The 14,138-nt window shown below is 43.8% G+C and carries 16 protein-coding genes; 3 read left to right on the top strand and 13 right to left on the bottom strand.

Annotation, left to right across the window (positions count from 1 at the left end; translation table 11 throughout):
• Positions 1 to 86: 86 nt before the first annotated feature.
• Positions 87 to 332, top strand: coding sequence for a YgjV family protein (locus NL645_RS01925; protein ID WP_005397186.1), 246 nt, complete (start codon positions 87 to 89; stop codon positions 330 to 332).
• Between the two features lie 98 nt (positions 333 to 430).
• On the opposite strand, the gene NL645_RS01920 is transcribed toward NL645_RS01925, so the two are convergent.
• Complete coding sequence (locus NL645_RS01920; protein ID WP_006742780.1) at positions 431 to 712, bottom strand: DUF2218 domain-containing protein; 282 nt, start codon at positions 710 to 712, stop codon at positions 431 to 433.
• A gap of 42 nt (positions 713 to 754) precedes the next feature.
• Positions 755 to 2,761 carry a TonB-dependent siderophore receptor gene (locus NL645_RS01915; RefSeq protein ID WP_182018612.1) on the bottom strand — a complete coding sequence of 669 codons (2,007 nt, stop codon included), beginning with the start codon at positions 2,759 to 2,761 and terminating at the stop codon, positions 755 to 757.
• A 116-nt stretch (positions 2,762 to 2,877) separates the two neighbouring features.
• On the opposite strand from NL645_RS01915, the gene NL645_RS01910 reads away from it, so the two are divergent.
• Together NL645_RS01910 and cueR are read left to right on the top strand one after the other, a co-directional pair.
• Complete coding sequence (locus tag NL645_RS01910; RefSeq protein ID WP_253651072.1) at positions 2,878 to 3,861, top strand: helix-turn-helix domain-containing protein; 984 nt, start codon at positions 2,878 to 2,880, stop codon at positions 3,859 to 3,861.
• A gap of 72 nt (positions 3,862 to 3,933) precedes the next feature.
• Positions 3,934 to 4,320 (top strand): Cu(I)-responsive transcriptional regulator, encoded by a 387-nt coding sequence (cueR, locus tag NL645_RS01905; protein WP_012842332.1) that lies wholly within the window; start codon positions 3,934 to 3,936, stop codon positions 4,318 to 4,320.
• A gap of 54 nt (positions 4,321 to 4,374) precedes the next feature.
• Here the strand turns inward: cueR and vctC are convergent, their stop codons facing one another.
• From vctC to rbsB, 11 genes are all read right to left on the bottom strand, one after another.
• Positions 4,375 to 5,130, bottom strand: a complete 756-nt coding sequence (gene vctC, locus NL645_RS01900; protein ID WP_253651071.1) for an iron chelate ABC transporter ATP-binding protein VctC — start codon at positions 5,128 to 5,130, stop codon at positions 4,375 to 4,377.
• 2 nt (positions 5,131 to 5,132) lie between these two features.
• Positions 5,133 to 6,083, bottom strand: coding sequence for an iron chelate uptake ABC transporter permease subunit VctG (gene vctG, locus NL645_RS01895; RefSeq protein ID WP_253651070.1), 951 nt, complete (start codon positions 6,081 to 6,083; stop codon positions 5,133 to 5,135).
• Complete coding sequence (gene vctD / locus NL645_RS01890; RefSeq protein ID WP_253651069.1) at positions 6,076 to 7,011, bottom strand: iron chelate uptake ABC transporter permease subunit VctD; 936 nt, start codon at positions 7,009 to 7,011, stop codon at positions 6,076 to 6,078. The genes vctG and vctD overlap by 8 nt, the downstream gene beginning before the upstream one ends.
• Before the next feature lie 22 nt (positions 7,012 to 7,033).
• On the bottom strand, positions 7,034 to 7,942 hold the full coding sequence (locus NL645_RS01885; RefSeq protein ID WP_134645591.1) for a siderophore ABC transporter substrate-binding protein: 909 nt from the start codon (positions 7,940 to 7,942) through the stop codon (positions 7,034 to 7,036).
• A gap of 163 nt (positions 7,943 to 8,105) precedes the next feature.
• Positions 8,106 to 8,786, bottom strand: coding sequence for a Crp/Fnr family transcriptional regulator (locus NL645_RS01880; RefSeq protein WP_006741007.1), 681 nt, complete (start codon positions 8,784 to 8,786; stop codon positions 8,106 to 8,108).
• Positions 8,787 to 8,918: 132 nt separating this feature from the next.
• Positions 8,919 to 9,650, bottom strand: a complete 732-nt coding sequence (locus NL645_RS01875; RefSeq protein ID WP_145534837.1) for a nucleoside phosphorylase — start codon at positions 9,648 to 9,650, stop codon at positions 8,919 to 8,921.
• Between the two features lie 10 nt (positions 9,651 to 9,660).
• Complete coding sequence (gene pnuC / locus NL645_RS01870) at positions 9,661 to 10,392, bottom strand: nicotinamide riboside transporter PnuC (RefSeq protein ID WP_253651068.1); 732 nt, start codon at positions 10,390 to 10,392, stop codon at positions 9,661 to 9,663.
• 161 nt (positions 10,393 to 10,553) lie between these two features.
• Positions 10,554 to 10,772 (bottom strand): hypothetical protein, encoded by a 219-nt coding sequence (locus NL645_RS01865; protein ID WP_005499106.1) that lies wholly within the window; start codon positions 10,770 to 10,772, stop codon positions 10,554 to 10,556.
• 229 nt (positions 10,773 to 11,001) lie between these two features.
• Positions 11,002 to 12,009: a substrate-binding domain-containing protein gene (locus NL645_RS01860; RefSeq protein ID WP_046875982.1), complete on the bottom strand. Its 1,008-nt coding sequence runs from the start codon at positions 12,007 to 12,009 to the stop codon at positions 11,002 to 11,004.
• A 33-nt stretch (positions 12,010 to 12,042) separates the two neighbouring features.
• On the bottom strand, positions 12,043 to 12,960 hold the full coding sequence (rbsK, locus tag NL645_RS01855) for a ribokinase (protein ID WP_005397162.1): 918 nt from the start codon (positions 12,958 to 12,960) through the stop codon (positions 12,043 to 12,045).
• Between the two features lie 225 nt (positions 12,961 to 13,185).
• Positions 13,186 to 14,064: a ribose ABC transporter substrate-binding protein RbsB gene (gene rbsB / locus NL645_RS01850; protein ID WP_006741010.1), complete on the bottom strand. Its 879-nt coding sequence runs from the start codon at positions 14,062 to 14,064 to the stop codon at positions 13,186 to 13,188.
• Positions 14,065 to 14,138 lie beyond the last annotated feature (74 nt).

The following is a 14,138-nucleotide window of genomic DNA, read 5'->3' as shown; positions in this document are numbered from 1 at the left end:
ATTCGAGGCATGGAGCTTCCTCATTAATCTCAAGATGAGAAGAATTGGTACCGACAAAATTCGGCAGATTTTAAGAGGGTCAAAAAATGGACATGAATATGGTTGAGATTTTAGGTTATGCAGCTTCAATCATGGTCGCAATTTCGCTAACTATGAAAGATATTGTTAAGCTTCGTATCCTTAACTTTATTGGTTGTGCGCTATTTACTGCTTACGGACTAATGATTGATTCTTGGCCTGTAGTATTAACTAACGGCTTTATTGCTTGCGTTAATATCTACTTCCTAGCAAAAATGCAACAGGAAAAAAAAAGCCTAGAATCTAGAGCCTAAAAAGCAATAGCATTCGAACAATAAAAGCCCGCGAATGATAAGATCGCGGGCTTTTTGCTTTTAATGCGCTCTCATTTTCTGCACATTAATCAATAGCTCTAGCGAACCCAGTTAAGTGCTAATGTTTCTCTACGAGAGAACATGTCTACATGCGATGAGATTATCGCCTTCACTGTGCTCAATCTCTCTTCTGAATCTGCCTCACAAATAATGGTCAAGCTAGACTCGCAAAGAGCAAACTCCGCTTTTCCCGTCGGAAATGTCACCAAACCGCTGTTTTCATTCCAAGTAGCAGGAACCTTTCGTCCAAAATGTCGACAAAGTGTCACTAAGTATTTGTCAGCGTGTTCGCTATCTATTCGGGTGCTTTCTTTAATCATGAATTTACTCGTGTTTTGAAGCGCCCCCTCTCGGGAGCCCTATTAGAATTGATAAGCAGCAGAAAGTTTGAAGTTGCGACCCGGCTCGTAGTCATCAAGCGTGAAGCCACGTGCAGTACCCGAACGAGACGCATGAGAGCTGTACAACTCGTCAAATACATTATCAATACCAAAGGTCACCGACAGTCCATCAATATCAGACGGCACCCATTGAGCATATAGATTATGTACATCATAACTTGCTTTCTTTGGCTGACCATCAAAGACGTTGTCTTCCTCTAGAACAAACATTGAGTTCCACCCGAAGATCGTTTCTAAAGCGTCTGACTGGTAATCCAAAGTTAGAGCAATACTATCACCCATATCAATGCTACGCCCATTACCCCCAGCAACAGGGCCACCAGTATTCTTGTTTTTGGTGTCCGACTTAGAGTAAGAAAGTTTGCTGTTAAACTTGTCGTAGCCATAAGAAGCACTTGCCTCAAAGCCTTTAATCTCGACATCACCTAAGTTGTAAATCAGGTAAGTTTGAGTCGCGTTTTGGTACTGGTCTGCAATGTAATCATCAATTTCCGTTTGGAATGCCGTAATATTCGCTCCAAAGAAATGCTTATCAAAGGTTTTATCAAAACGGACACCACCCTGTGTGTTCAACCCCGTTTCTGGCTTTAGTCCATCCTCTAAAAATGCAACGTCTTGGTAAGCAATAAAGGTTTCCATCAGCTCAGGGCCTTTGAATAGAGAGCGTGCGCTCGCAAACAACGTCCAATCCTGAGTGACTGCCCATTCTGCTGCTAGGGCCCAGGTCACATCATCATAGTTACTCGTCCCCGTTTCAGCTTCACGTTTGTAATCATCAAAACGCATACCTGCGGTAACAAAGAAAGCATCAGAGAAGAAGAACTGGTCTTCTACAAACAATGCGGTTGAAATGGCCGATTCATCCATGAACTTACGACTACCGTAGTAACTTGAAGATGTCTTATCCATGTAGTCGAAACCATAGGTGATTCGATTATCAAACTCACCTAACATAACATCCGACTGGAACTTACCATTCAAACCAAAGTTTTGGTTTTTAGCGGTGTTCTTCGATAAACGGTTCGAAGGCCAGCGAGGAGCCATAACGCTCTCATCCCGTTTAATTTCTGTCTCGGTATTATAAAGTGTGACGTTACCTTTATGCTGTTCGCCTCGCAGCTCGTAACTCAAGGTAACGGTATCTCGGTCATAATCCGTAGGAATAAGTAACGTGCTCGATAAGCCATTGTTCGCACTACCCGACATATCAGGACGCGGACTGTAATCACCACTGTCTCGGTACATGTCATAAGAGAGCTCAAAACGATGGATGTCGTTTAGTTCATACCCCAACTTAGCCAGAATGTTGTAAACATCACCCGCAGCGCCATAGGTTTTGTTGCCGTCACCATCTTCAAAGTCATCGCGCGTAACGTAATGGCCATAAACCATCGCATCAATGTTTTCGGACAAAAGCCCGTACAGTGTCAACGAGCCTTGTTGGTTGTCGTTGGATGCATAACCGCCATAAACACGAGCGCCAAACGTTTCATCGTAACGAAGTAAATCGCGAGCGTCTTTCGTTTCAAAATAAACCGAGCCGCCTAAGCCATTTTGAGTCACAGAGTTATTACCTACCTGGATATCGGCAGATTTGAGAATGTCAGGGTTTAGCGTCAAGTTACCAATGTGATGGAACATGCTCGCATGCTGAGAAGCACCATCAAGACGAATGTCCAAATCGGTTTCGCTCAAACCACGAATGGTAATACGTTGATTCACAGAGTGTGTTCCACCAACATCCACACCGGGAATATCGCGCAGTAAATCAGACATATGATCCGCTTGCTTCAGTGACATGTCGTCCGCAAACATCGACTCAGTATTGCTAGAAACTTTTGTTCCCCATACAACGACTTCTTCAAAATGTGACTCGGTATCTTGAGCTAAAACAGGGTTTGATAGCGCCATTCCCACTGCAAGGCAAAGGCTTGAAAGCTTGATAGATGAACAAGCAGGGCTTTCCATAACTTCATCCCTAAATATTAATGATAATAATTCTCAGGTATAATAAGCATGAGTTTTATAAATACAAAGGCGATTTGATTATGCGAAATCGCACAAGTGTTATGAGGAAGTGTCAAATGCAGGAAGTCACACCAAAACGAACTAGAATTGCCAAGATCGCTTTAACCCAAAAACTGGAAGCCACAGAAAAGCAGTGGATCGTCACGCAAGGTCAACCTTGTCAAACTCAACTGGCAGAAGGCAAATTCCTATCATATCAGTACAATGATCAAATCTTTGTTCATGGTGGACGCTGCCTAGAGCTTGTTGATTCACATATTGTTTCTACTGCACACGCCTCACTGTTGGTCACTATTCTTTTAGAAGGTAAGCTCTCGTTTGGCTACGACGATTTGCAATTTGATTTAGACGCAGGCGACGGCCCTAAAGGTGTCGTGGTGAACCTACTCAAACCTGCAAACTTTCGTCGTTCACTGCTCAAAGATAACCTCATTAATAAGATCAACATATTGGTTAAGCCCCAGTGGCTAGAGGCTCGCCTTGACCAAACCTGTCGTCATTGGTCCTTTTTTAACTCTCATCAGGCGTTTCATCCTCTAGAGCTTAACCAGGCGTTATGCGAACTGGCTGAAACGCTGACAAGCCGAGAAACACCACAAGAATTCCAAGATAAGTTGGAAGTTGAAAGCTTGATCTATCAAATTTTGCATCAAGCGACTGAGCAAATCCCCAAAAACTTCAGTGCTAATAAAAATAACCATGAACGGCACACAGATGGTCGAATAGAGGATATTGTTAGCTATATAGAAACTCACCTTGAGCAAGAACTAGGCTTAGAAAAGTTGGCAAGCGTGTTTTCAATGAGCGTTTCAAACCTGCAGCGCCGATTTAAACAATCACTGAATATGACCGTAAATGGTTACATTCGCTTTCGGCGCCTTGAGATTGCGAGGCAACACTTGGAACGTGGCCTAGTGACGATCACGGAAGCGGCTTATGAAGCCGGATACCACCACCCTTCCAACTTCACCTGCGCTTTCAAAAAGGTATTTGGTGTACCACCGCATGAAGTGATAAAAGAGCAAAGAGGCCCCAGGTAACTGACTGTTATTTAGGAGTGTCTTATCCACAACATCGGTATATACTCGCCTTAAACGTTATGGAGGTTGAACATGAATATTGGTGCTGTCGCAAAGCTTACTGGGCTTTCATCTAAGTCGATTCGATTGTATGAAGACAAAGGGATCATATCTCCACCAGCGCGCAGCGACTCTGGCTATCGCGAATATTCAGATAATCATATTCAAGAGCTTAACTTAGTATCACGCGCAAAAAACGCTGGCTTTTCACTGCAAGAATGCAAAGAGTTTGTGCAGCTTGCCCATAATCCCAACCGAAAAAGCAGCGAAGTAAAAGCAAGAACCATGGATAAGCTGAGAGAGGTTGAAGAAAAAATCGCGCACCTTATGGAGATCAAAACGCAACTTGAAGGTTGGGTTTCTTCTTGTCCGGGAGACGCTGAAAGCCGATGCCCAATCATAGACGAGCTCACCAAGTAAACTCGCCTATCTATCCTCATTGAAGAATCGCTTTCATTAAGCACTGAGGTTGGATTAGTGGTAAGTACACATGCGCTTGCCGTTTAATTCGATAATATTAAACGGCGTTTCGTAGATATCCTCTAGCGTAGACGCCTGAATCACCTCTTCCACCGCACCACTTGCCACAACTTTGCCTTGCTTAAGCGCCAATATGACATCCGAGTAGCACGCTGCGAAATTAATATCATGAATTACCACCACCATGGCTTTGTTCATGTCATGAGCTAACCGCTGCACGACTTTCATGATCTGAAGAGAGTGTTTGATATCTAGATTGTTAAGTGGTTCATCAAGAAAAACGTAGTCTGTATCTTGTGCAATCACCATGGCAATAAACGCAAGCTGTCGCTGACCACCACTTAACTCATCCAAATATTTGTCGTGGATACCTTGTAAATCTAGGTAGTCGATCGCTTGTTCAATCACCGCATGATCTTCTTTGGTCAGATTTCCTTTGGAGTATGGGAAACGGCCAAAAGAGACCAACTCCTTCACGGTAAATCGCATGGTAATAGAGTTGGCTTGACGAAGTACCGCCAGCTTTTTCGCTAACTCTTTAGTGTCCCATTCCGCAATTTCCTTACAATCAATGATAACACTACCACCATCCCGCTCCGTTAAGCGCGAAGCCATAGATAACAGCGTGCTCTTTCCCGCGCCATTCGGGCCAATAATGGACGTCACTTTGCCCTTTTCAAACTGAGTATTGGCCTCATCAACCACTTTATTTGAACCGAAGGCCTTCGTTAATTTGTCTATCACTATCATATTTATACAACTTTGTTTTTCAGTAGTAGGTATAAGAAATACGCACCACCAATAAAGTTAATAACGACACTCAACGTCGTCTCAAAACTGAACACGTTCTCGATAATCCATTGCCCAGCCAGTAACGAGCTGATGGAGAGAAACGAACAACCAACCAATAGCGTTTTGTGTTGGTAACTTCGGAACATTTCTCGGCTTAAGTTGGTCACCAGCAAACCAAAGAACATGATTGGTCCCACTAGAGCCGTAGAAATAGCAATCAGAACCGCCGAGATAATGAATACATTTCGCGTCACCTTAGGTACGTCGACGCCCAAACTTTTCGCATTGTCTTGGTCGAGCCAAAACACATCTAAAGTGCGATGCATACTAAATAGCAACCAACATGCAAACATCAAAGCTGGTGCACTAAAGTAAACCAAATTCACTTTGACATTATTAAAGCTGGCGTAAAGTTTCGATTGAACGATTGCAAACGTATTTGGGTCCATCAGCAAAGAGAAAAATGACGACGCATTGGAAAATAGCTGACCAAAGATCAAGCCGACCAATAGCAACGTAATCAAGTTCTTGCTTCCTTTAGAAAAGTAAAAACCAAACAACAATAATGAAAACGACACCATTACAATTACGGCAATTGTGAAATTGACGTACAAGTTAAGAACTAAAGTACTCAAACCACCAAAAATCAGCACGATCAAAATTTGCGTCAACACATACAACGCATCAAACCCCATGATACTTGGCGTTAAAATTCGGTTGTGCGTAATGGTTTGAAATACAAGTGAAGACTGAGCAATAGCCACACCCGCTAGCACTATCGCCAATACTTTAGGAACTCTACGAGATAAAAAATACTGGTAGTTGTCAGCTGTTAGCCCAATACCAATAAACAAACATGCGAAAAGTACCGCAATGCCACCTAGCAGTAGGATTTTCGTTGAATCACGCATGTTGCTTACCTCGCAACAACATCGCGATGAATACCACACCACCCAATATGCTGATCACGATAGAGATTGGCATTTCATGAGGGAAGATAATCAAACGACTCACCAAGTCGCAACACAGCACTAAAGTCGCCCCATACATGGCCGTAAGCGGAATGTTCTTTTTGAGGTTATCACCATAAAAGTGACTAACGAGGTTCGGCACAATCAGACCAAGGAATGGCAGCTGCCCCACAATCATCACGACACTTGCTGACATGATTGACACCAATAGAACGCCAATCGTGACAACCTGCTGATAATTTAACCCCAAGTTAACCGCGAAATCTTTTCCGATACCCACGGCTGAAATCCGTGCGGCAAAAAGATAGCTGAGAATAGCCATTGGTACCGCGATGTACAGCAGTTCAAAATCACCACGCAAGATGTTGGCGAAGTTTGCGACTGTCCAAGCATTCAGACTTTGAAGTGCATCGTATTTGTAAGCGATAAACGTGGTCATGGATTGGATGACATTGCCGAAAATAATCCCGACAAGAGGCACAAAAACCACACTCTTAAATTGAATGCGCTGAATAAAGAAAATAAACGCCAGCGTCCCAAATACCGAGATGCCGAATACGAGCCAAAGGTGATTGTCGTTGCCAAAGAAAACCACGCTCAGTACATAGCCCAGCATGGCACATTCGATCGTACCGGTTGTAGAAGGTGCAGCAAATCGGTTCTGGCTAATTTGCTGCATAATAAGGCCTGTAATACTTAAGCCTGCACCAGCAAGCAGTATGGCGAATAAACGTGGTATACGGCTGGTAAAGAAAAGCTCTAACGCTTTCTCATCACCCGAAAAGAGTTGTTGGGGCGTCATGTTTGCCACCCCAACAAATAACGAAACCGTGCTTAAAACCACAAGGGTTAGCAATAACTTTTTCAAAGTTAACCTCTGCTATCTTGGATTACAGTTCAACGGTTTGCTTGATCTCACTGACCATTTTTTCTGTTGCAGTCACACCAGACATCGACAAGTACCACGCGTCCACATCTAAATAAGTGATTTTGTGATTCTTATATGCGGCGGTTGCTTTGACTAAGTCGTTATCCATGGACTTACGAATATCGTTATCTGGCGTGCCTTTCAGCGAATTGCGGTCAACTACGAGTATATTTTTCGGGTTAGCTTCACGAATAAATTCATAAGAAATAACATCTCCGTGAGTGCCCGTTTTCACGTGTTCAACCGTTTCCAAGAAACCGAAATCGTTATAAATAACACCAAATCGTGATTGAGCTCCAAACGCACTGATGTTGTCACCCATGCTTAAAATCGTTAACGCATCATTGTTATTTGATTGATTGTAGTCACGGATTGCTTTGAATTGAGCATCTAGCGCTTCAATTTTCTGCTCTACTTTTTCTTCGATATCGAAGATTTTACCAATATTGCGCCACTGTGCTTGCGTACCCTCCCAGTAACCTTGATTCTCTTTCGCAGCAAAAACGACCGTAGGAGCAATTTCACTCAGCTCTTCATATTTCGCAGACGCTCGCGGACCAACCAATATCAAATCCGGTTTTTGCATGTAAATGGTTTCAAAGTCAGGTTCAAACAAACTACCCGCAGAGGTGTAGTTATCTTTGCTGTACTTTGAAAGGTAGCTAGGCAGATTAGAAGAGTTAGAAACTGCAACAGGATCGATACCAAAGTTGTCCAGCGCATCTAGCGGACCAAAGCCAATCACAACCACGCGCTCTGGTGATTGCTCTAGCTCGGTTTGCCCCATGTAATGGTCAATCACAACCTTAGCAGCGAAAGAAGGAGAAACAGTAAATAGCGACAGCATAGCCGCACCGACGAATTTTTTCATTTTGTTAAGCCTTAATGAGATCTATTATCATGCGCGTTCGCAATATAACGTTACTCTTTACTGCATTCAACAAAATTTAAGGTACTTTACATTAGTTACGCTTATTCGAGCTCCAACTATATCAAAGACTTATAAAAACCATTCATTGCAATATCTAGGTGTATCATTCATGCGCTTCGATAAATGCTTTGAGTGCAAGCTCATCAATAATCTCCAACCCGTTTTCCGTTTTTGCAATCAATCCCTTTTCAATCAAATCTTTAACTGCACGTCGATAAACACGACCAGAAGTACCAAATCGCTCAGCTTCTTGATTCACTTTGTCAAAGCCACCGAGCAATGTGTTGGTTTGATTACGGACGAAAAGATCATACGCAATATTATAAGTAATGGGATGCAATAACCGATTGGTATAGATATCCATAGAATCTTGATAATCTTCGGCCAACGCTGAAGCAAAGAACACCATCATTTCTGGATGCTTTTGTAGCGCTTCAGTTAGTTTTTGGATGCAGATGACATCAACCTGCATGTGCTCGTCTGCAATCACGTTCCATTGGCAAGGAGTCTGAGTGAAGTACTCCATTTCACCATAGATATGGTAGTCGCAGTTTGCCTCTCCTAATTGAAAGCGTCGCCCATTCGCGGCCAATATGCTCATTGAAACTCGACCTACCGGCACAACATATAAGTACTGAAGTTGCTCACCTTGACGGAGAATTTCTTCCCCAGCATCAAAGTAACGCGTACTAATTTGACACTGATAGATCATCTCACGAAAGGCAACGCTCTTTTTTTCAAGGTATGTTTTGAAGCGGCCAGTTGGATACGGGCTGATTTTCATTCTCTGTTCTCTCAGAAAAGTTACTGATAACTATCTCAGATGGATTGTACCCCGTAACACCAAATAAAAAAGCGACAGTGGCCTGTCGCTTTACATTCATTGATTTATAAGAGTTACTGAAGTTAGTACGGACTATCTCTGAGCAATCAGCGCTTCTAACGCCGTCATTGCAGCAAGCTTCTCACCTTGCATCATTACTTTCGCTTCATCAACGTACTGGCCAACCCCTTCTTTCACATTTTGTTGGTACAGAACGACGTTATTTAAGATCGAAGCGACATGAAGGCCACGTAATCGGCCAACGGCAAACAGAGCTGAGGTTTCCATATCGGCACCTAAGACGCCCTTCTTGTTCCAGTATTGGCATATCGCATCTTCGTCATCGGTATAGAAACTGTCGTGAGAACGTACCACACCGAAATGATAACGCGCCTCTTGTACTGACAGGTAACGCTCAACTTCCTTTAATAAGGAAAAGCTTGCGTACGCCGGATAAGCCGAATCCACATACGCTTTGGAGCCGCCTTCATCTCTTACCGCACCTTCGGCAATGATTAGCTCGCCAAGCTGAATGCCTGATTGCATCGCACCGGCCGATCCAACACGTACTACATGAGTGACACCGCACTGTTTTAGCTCTTCAACTGCGATGATCATCGATGGGGCGCCGATGCCTGTGCTGCATACTGAAACAGGCTGGTCTTTGTATTTGCCAGTAAAAACACGGTACTCGCGATTTTCCGAGATCATTTCTGCATCATCCAATAATGCGGCAATACGATTAGCTCGGTCTGGCTCACCACATACAATGACGAGAGGAGCGACTTGTGTTTCATCAACACCAATATGAGGTTGTTTCGCCATTTTTCGTTCCTTAAGCTGCAGCTTGAGCTAAGGTTTTATCGCCATTGCGCTTGGCGCTACGGGCCCATTCACGCGTACCATTGGCAGCAATGAACATCAAAATCGCATACTGAACGGACATCGCATAAACACCCTGTGTCGCGTAGATACCAACACTGATGATGTTAATCACAACCCAAAGAATCCAGTTTTCCACATATTTACGTGTCATCAGAATTTGTGCAACAACAGAAAGTACTGTCATGGTTGCATCCCAAAACGGGAACGCATCAGGTTCAAGTACCGGATCAGCCAAACCTGCACCAAATAGATTCAAGCTATCAACAGCAATGTTTGCTAATGCAAAGAAAAAGGGGTCGATGTAGATGGTTAACAACGCGATAGACACAACGCTAATAGAAGCAGTGGCGATGAGTTTCTGTTTGTTTAACCAGCGTACTTCCAGCGTTTCACCTTCCGCGTTTGGACGAGTCCACGCATACCAACCGTAAATGTTCGCACAGAAGAAAAACAGTTGAAGAAGTAATAATCCGTATAACTGAATTTGGAAAAAGATAACGGCAAAAAGAGTGACATTCAGCAAACCGAATAAGTAGTTGATGGTTTTTTCTTGGCTAGCAAACCAAATGCAAAGCAATCCAAAAACCGTACCGAAAACTTCGATCCAACTCATTGCGTAACCGCCGCCAATTGGAATGTTAACCAGGGTGTTGTTTATATCGAGTAAGGCAAGTAGGTCCATGTCGATGTCCTTTATTATTTTGTTTGGGAATATGCCTATATTAGGGCGTGACACCTAACAAAAAGGAGGACATTTGTCCCCCTCTTGATGCACTCGATCATAATTCAGTTCAATATTTGCTTGAAAGCGCCTATTTATCTCAACCATTCATTCCAAATGAACTAGGACTCGTGTCCTAGGTAGCGCTTTTTGAACGTAGATGCTGACGCGAACAGTAAAGTCGAAGCAAATGTAAACACCACGCCAGCCAAGTATACATACTCTTCATTCGCAAGTAGCTCATAAACACTCACGACAAACACCGTTAATACTAGTGAAATATTGAAACGGTGAAACCACGGCCTCTTTACTGAATACTGTGCATATCTCTTAACTAACATAAAGATTTTCCATTCATCTCAATAAGTTATAAATCTAATTATAGACTTTATTAATAATAAGCTTTTTAAGCACTATCTACACGAAATCTTTCGAGTTACTCGCAAAAAATCACACTTTTCAAATATTGAGTTAATAAATTCGAACATCTGTTTTGCATGCTTATTTATTTTTAGCCCATTCTTTATAAATTATATGCACTAAATTTGTTAACCATACGTTTGTTTTTAATTAAGAGAAATTCGTCACACTGTTGCGTACAACCAATGCTGGTTCCAGTTGAACGACTTGAGCTTCGTTAGATTTGTCGTCCAGTCTTCGGACAAGAGTTTCGACGGCGGCTTGGCCGAGTCGATATTTGGGTTGGTGGATGGTCGTTAAGGAAGGCGACATGAACTTCGCGATATGTATGTCATCGTAACCGATGATTGAAATCTGTTCCGGGACTTTAATATTGAGCTCATTTGCGGCGTTAATCACACCCATCGCCATCATATCATTGGAAACGAAAATCGAGCTGGGTAAGATGCCTCGCTGCGCCATTTTCATAAATGCTTGATATCCGCCTTCACATTCGAAGTCCGATTCAATGATCCAGTTGGCATTAAATTCCAAGCCTGCTTCGTTCATCGCACGTTTGTAACCTTCGTATCGCATTTGCGCTTGGTGTTTAATCAAAGGGCCAGTGATACATCCTATTTCTGTGTGGCCACAATCAATCAGGTATTTCGCCGCTAGGTAACCGCCACGAAGCGAGTTATCTTGAATTTTATCGCTCGTAAACAGCATCGGCCCCCAATCCATCACCACGACAGGGATATCAGGATAACGCTCAAATACATCGATACGCTCCCCTTCTAGCGAGGAGCACATCAAGATCAAACCATCGACACGCTTTTGCAAAAGCGTATTAATGGACTGGCGCATGCGTTCGTTGTCACCTTCGGTGTTACATAGAATGAGACTATAGCCTTTGTGATAGCAACTGCGTTCGACGCCTTTTACGACTTCGCCAAAGAATGGGTTGGTTGAAGTTGTCACTAGCATACCAATGGTTTTGGTACGATTGACTTTGAGGCTACGCGCCAAAGCTGATGGCGCATAGTAGTTGAGTTCTTTTGCGGCAGTATTGACGCGTTCGGAGATCTCTTCACTCACAAAACGCGTCTTGTTAATAACATGGCTCACTGTTGAAGTGGAAACCCCTGCCAGTTTTGCGATGTCTTTCATCGTCGCCATGTTATTACTCCTAATTAATGAGGCGTTTAAGCCCTATTGTGCAGCGAGAAACGCGTCCACCTCTTCGCGAGTTGGGATCGACGTCTGCGCGCCAAAGCGGGTCACAGAAATTGCAGCCGCCGCATGTGCAAACTTAATTGCTGATTCTAAAGGTAAATCCTCTAACAGGCCAGTGACGAATGCCCCATTAAACGTATCCCCTGCTGCGGTGGTATCAGTCGCGTCAACACGGAACCCCGGGATGAGCTCACCTCTACCATTTTGACTTAACCAAACACCCTTCGCACCGAGAGTGATCATGACAATTTCGATACCTTTGCTATGAAGCACATTCGCCGCTTCTTGCGCGCTGTCATTATCCGTTACCGTTACCCCCGTCAGGACTTCAGCTTCGGTTTCATTTGGTGTAATGACATCAATACAAGCAAGCAGTTCGTCTGACAGTTCACGAGCAGGGGCAGGGTTTAAAATGACGTTAGTTTTTGCATCTTTCGCCACTCGCGCGGCTTTCTCAATGCCGCACATCGGCGTTTCCAATTGCATCAGCAGGTAATCCGCTTGGCGAATGCGATCTAAATCTGGCTCAATCGCTTCTGCTGTCAATTTGGCATTCGCTTCTGCTGAAATACAAATGCTGTTTTCACCACTATCCGACACTTGAATCATCGCAATGCCAGTTGGGCAGTTTGGTTGCATCTTCACACCAGTGATGTCGATGCCGTCCATATTGAAGTTTTCACGAATATTGATGCCGAACGAGTCATCGCCTACACAAGCAATAAAGCCAATATCAGCCTTGAGTCGAGCTGCAGCAACAGCTTGGTTGGCACCTTTGCCACCTGGGATAACTTGATAGTTGCGACCATGTAGCGTTTCGCCAGGGCGAGGGAAAGAAGGCACTTGAAGAACATGGTCAGCGTTTACACTACCTAACACCACTAACTTATTCATACGGTTATCCTCGGTTCTGAATGAACCCTTTTTTTGAAAAACTATTTTGGAAAATACATTAGATGACTTTAACTTCTCTCCTTAGCGAAGGAGTCACGATAAAAAGCCAAAGGCATCTATACCCTGCATTTTTAAGTCACTTGGGTATGTTTGCCCTCTCCTCCTAAACGACAGATATAAACGGAGGAGAGAGCAAAAATTAGGACGCTTTATTGAACGTCAAACTTATTTAGTCACTACTTTTAGTGGTACCGGAATGTATGCTTCTACTTTTTCACCTTTCAAGACTTTGTCAGCCGTTTCGACACCCAAAGCACCGATAAGATCTGGCTGCTGCGCGATGGTTGCTGCTAGTTTGCCACGGTTAACTGCCGCAATGCCGTCTTCCGTGCCATCAAAACCAACGATAACGACGTCTTTGCCAGATGCTTGAACTGCGCGAAGTGCCCCTAGCGCCATCTCATCATTCTGTGCGAATACCGCCTGTACATCAGGGTTAGCCGCGAGTAGGTTTTCCATCACGTTTAGGCCTTTAGTACGGTCAAAGTCTGCTGGCTGGCTGGCAAGAAGATCCATATCGCTGCCCTTCACGGCATTCATGAAACCTTCACCACGCTCGCGCGCCGCCGATGTGCCCGCAATACCTTCAAGCTGAATTACTTTTGCTTTTTCGCCAACTTTTTCCATGATGTAGTGGCCTGCCATTTCACCACCGATCACGTTGTCGGACGCGATGTGACTCACGACTTCACCACGGCTTGCGCCACGGTCTAGTGTCAATACAGGGATCTTAGAACGGTTCGCCATACGAATCGCATTAGACACAGCATCAGAATCCGTTGGGTTGATAAGAATTGCTTTTACACCGCGAATACTTAAATCCTCGATGTTCGACAGTTCTTTGCTCGGGTCATTTTGCGAGTCCAGTACAATTAAGTCGTACCCCAATTCTTTCGCTTTAGCTTCCGCACCGTCTTTCATCGTTACGAAGAACGGGTTGTTTAGCGTCGAAACCACAATCGCCATCGTATCTTGGGCTTGTGCCGCTACTGATACAGTGGAAGAAAGAAGTGCAGCAGAGATAAGAGTTGCAAGTTTTTTCATCGTTCTAGTCCTTTGTGTAGGGTGAGCCAGCACACGCCCACTGGCTCGGTTTGTATTCAGGATTTAATGGTTAT

It is taken from the genome of Vibrio sp. Y51_MX_L26 (assembly GCF_024181935.1).
Taxonomy (GTDB): Bacteria; Pseudomonadota; Gammaproteobacteria; order Enterobacterales; family Vibrionaceae; genus Vibrio; species Vibrio diabolicus.
Note: the sequence above shows the minus strand (reverse complement) of the source record. Positions and strands in the feature narration are given on the sequence as shown.

Bases quoted from the DNA above. Each gene is read 5' to 3' on its own strand.
- NL645_RS01925 (WP_005397186.1), top strand. From the start codon at position 87: ATGGACATGAATATGGTTGAGATTTTAGGTTATGCAGCTTCAATCATG.
- NL645_RS01920 (WP_006742780.1), bottom strand. From the start codon at position 712: ATGATTAAAGAAAGCACCCGAATAGATAGCGAACACGCTGACAAATAC.
- NL645_RS01915 (WP_182018612.1), bottom strand. From the start codon at position 2,761: ATGGAAAGCCCTGCTTGTTCATCTATCAAGCTTTCAAGCCTTTGCCTT.
- NL645_RS01910 (WP_253651072.1), top strand. From the start codon at position 2,878: ATGCAGGAAGTCACACCAAAACGAACTAGAATTGCCAAGATCGCTTTA.
- cueR (WP_012842332.1), top strand. From the start codon at position 3,934: ATGAATATTGGTGCTGTCGCAAAGCTTACTGGGCTTTCATCTAAGTCG.
- vctC (WP_253651071.1), bottom strand. From the start codon at position 5,130: ATGATAGTGATAGACAAATTAACGAAGGCCTTCGGTTCAAATAAAGTG.
- vctG (WP_253651070.1), bottom strand. From the start codon at position 6,083: ATGCGTGATTCAACGAAAATCCTACTGCTAGGTGGCATTGCGGTACTT.
- NL645_RS01885 (WP_134645591.1), bottom strand. From the start codon at position 7,942: ATGAAAAAATTCGTCGGTGCGGCTATGCTGTCGCTATTTACTGTTTCT.
- NL645_RS01880 (WP_006741007.1), bottom strand. From the start codon at position 8,786: ATGAAAATCAGCCCGTATCCAACTGGCCGCTTCAAAACATACCTTGAA.
- NL645_RS01875 (WP_145534837.1), bottom strand. From the start codon at position 9,650: ATGGCGAAACAACCTCATATTGGTGTTGATGAAACACAAGTCGCTCCT.
- pnuC (WP_253651068.1), bottom strand. From the start codon at position 10,392: ATGGACCTACTTGCCTTACTCGATATAAACAACACCCTGGTTAACATT.
- NL645_RS01865 (WP_005499106.1), bottom strand. From the start codon at position 10,772: ATGTTAGTTAAGAGATATGCACAGTATTCAGTAAAGAGGCCGTGGTTT.
- NL645_RS01860 (WP_046875982.1), bottom strand. From the start codon at position 12,009: ATGGCGACGATGAAAGACATCGCAAAACTGGCAGGGGTTTCCACTTCA.
- rbsK (WP_005397162.1), bottom strand. From the start codon at position 12,960: ATGAATAAGTTAGTGGTGTTAGGTAGTGTAAACGCTGACCATGTTCTT.
- rbsB (WP_006741010.1), bottom strand. From the start codon at position 14,064: ATGAAAAAACTTGCAACTCTTATCTCTGCTGCACTTCTTTCTTCCACT.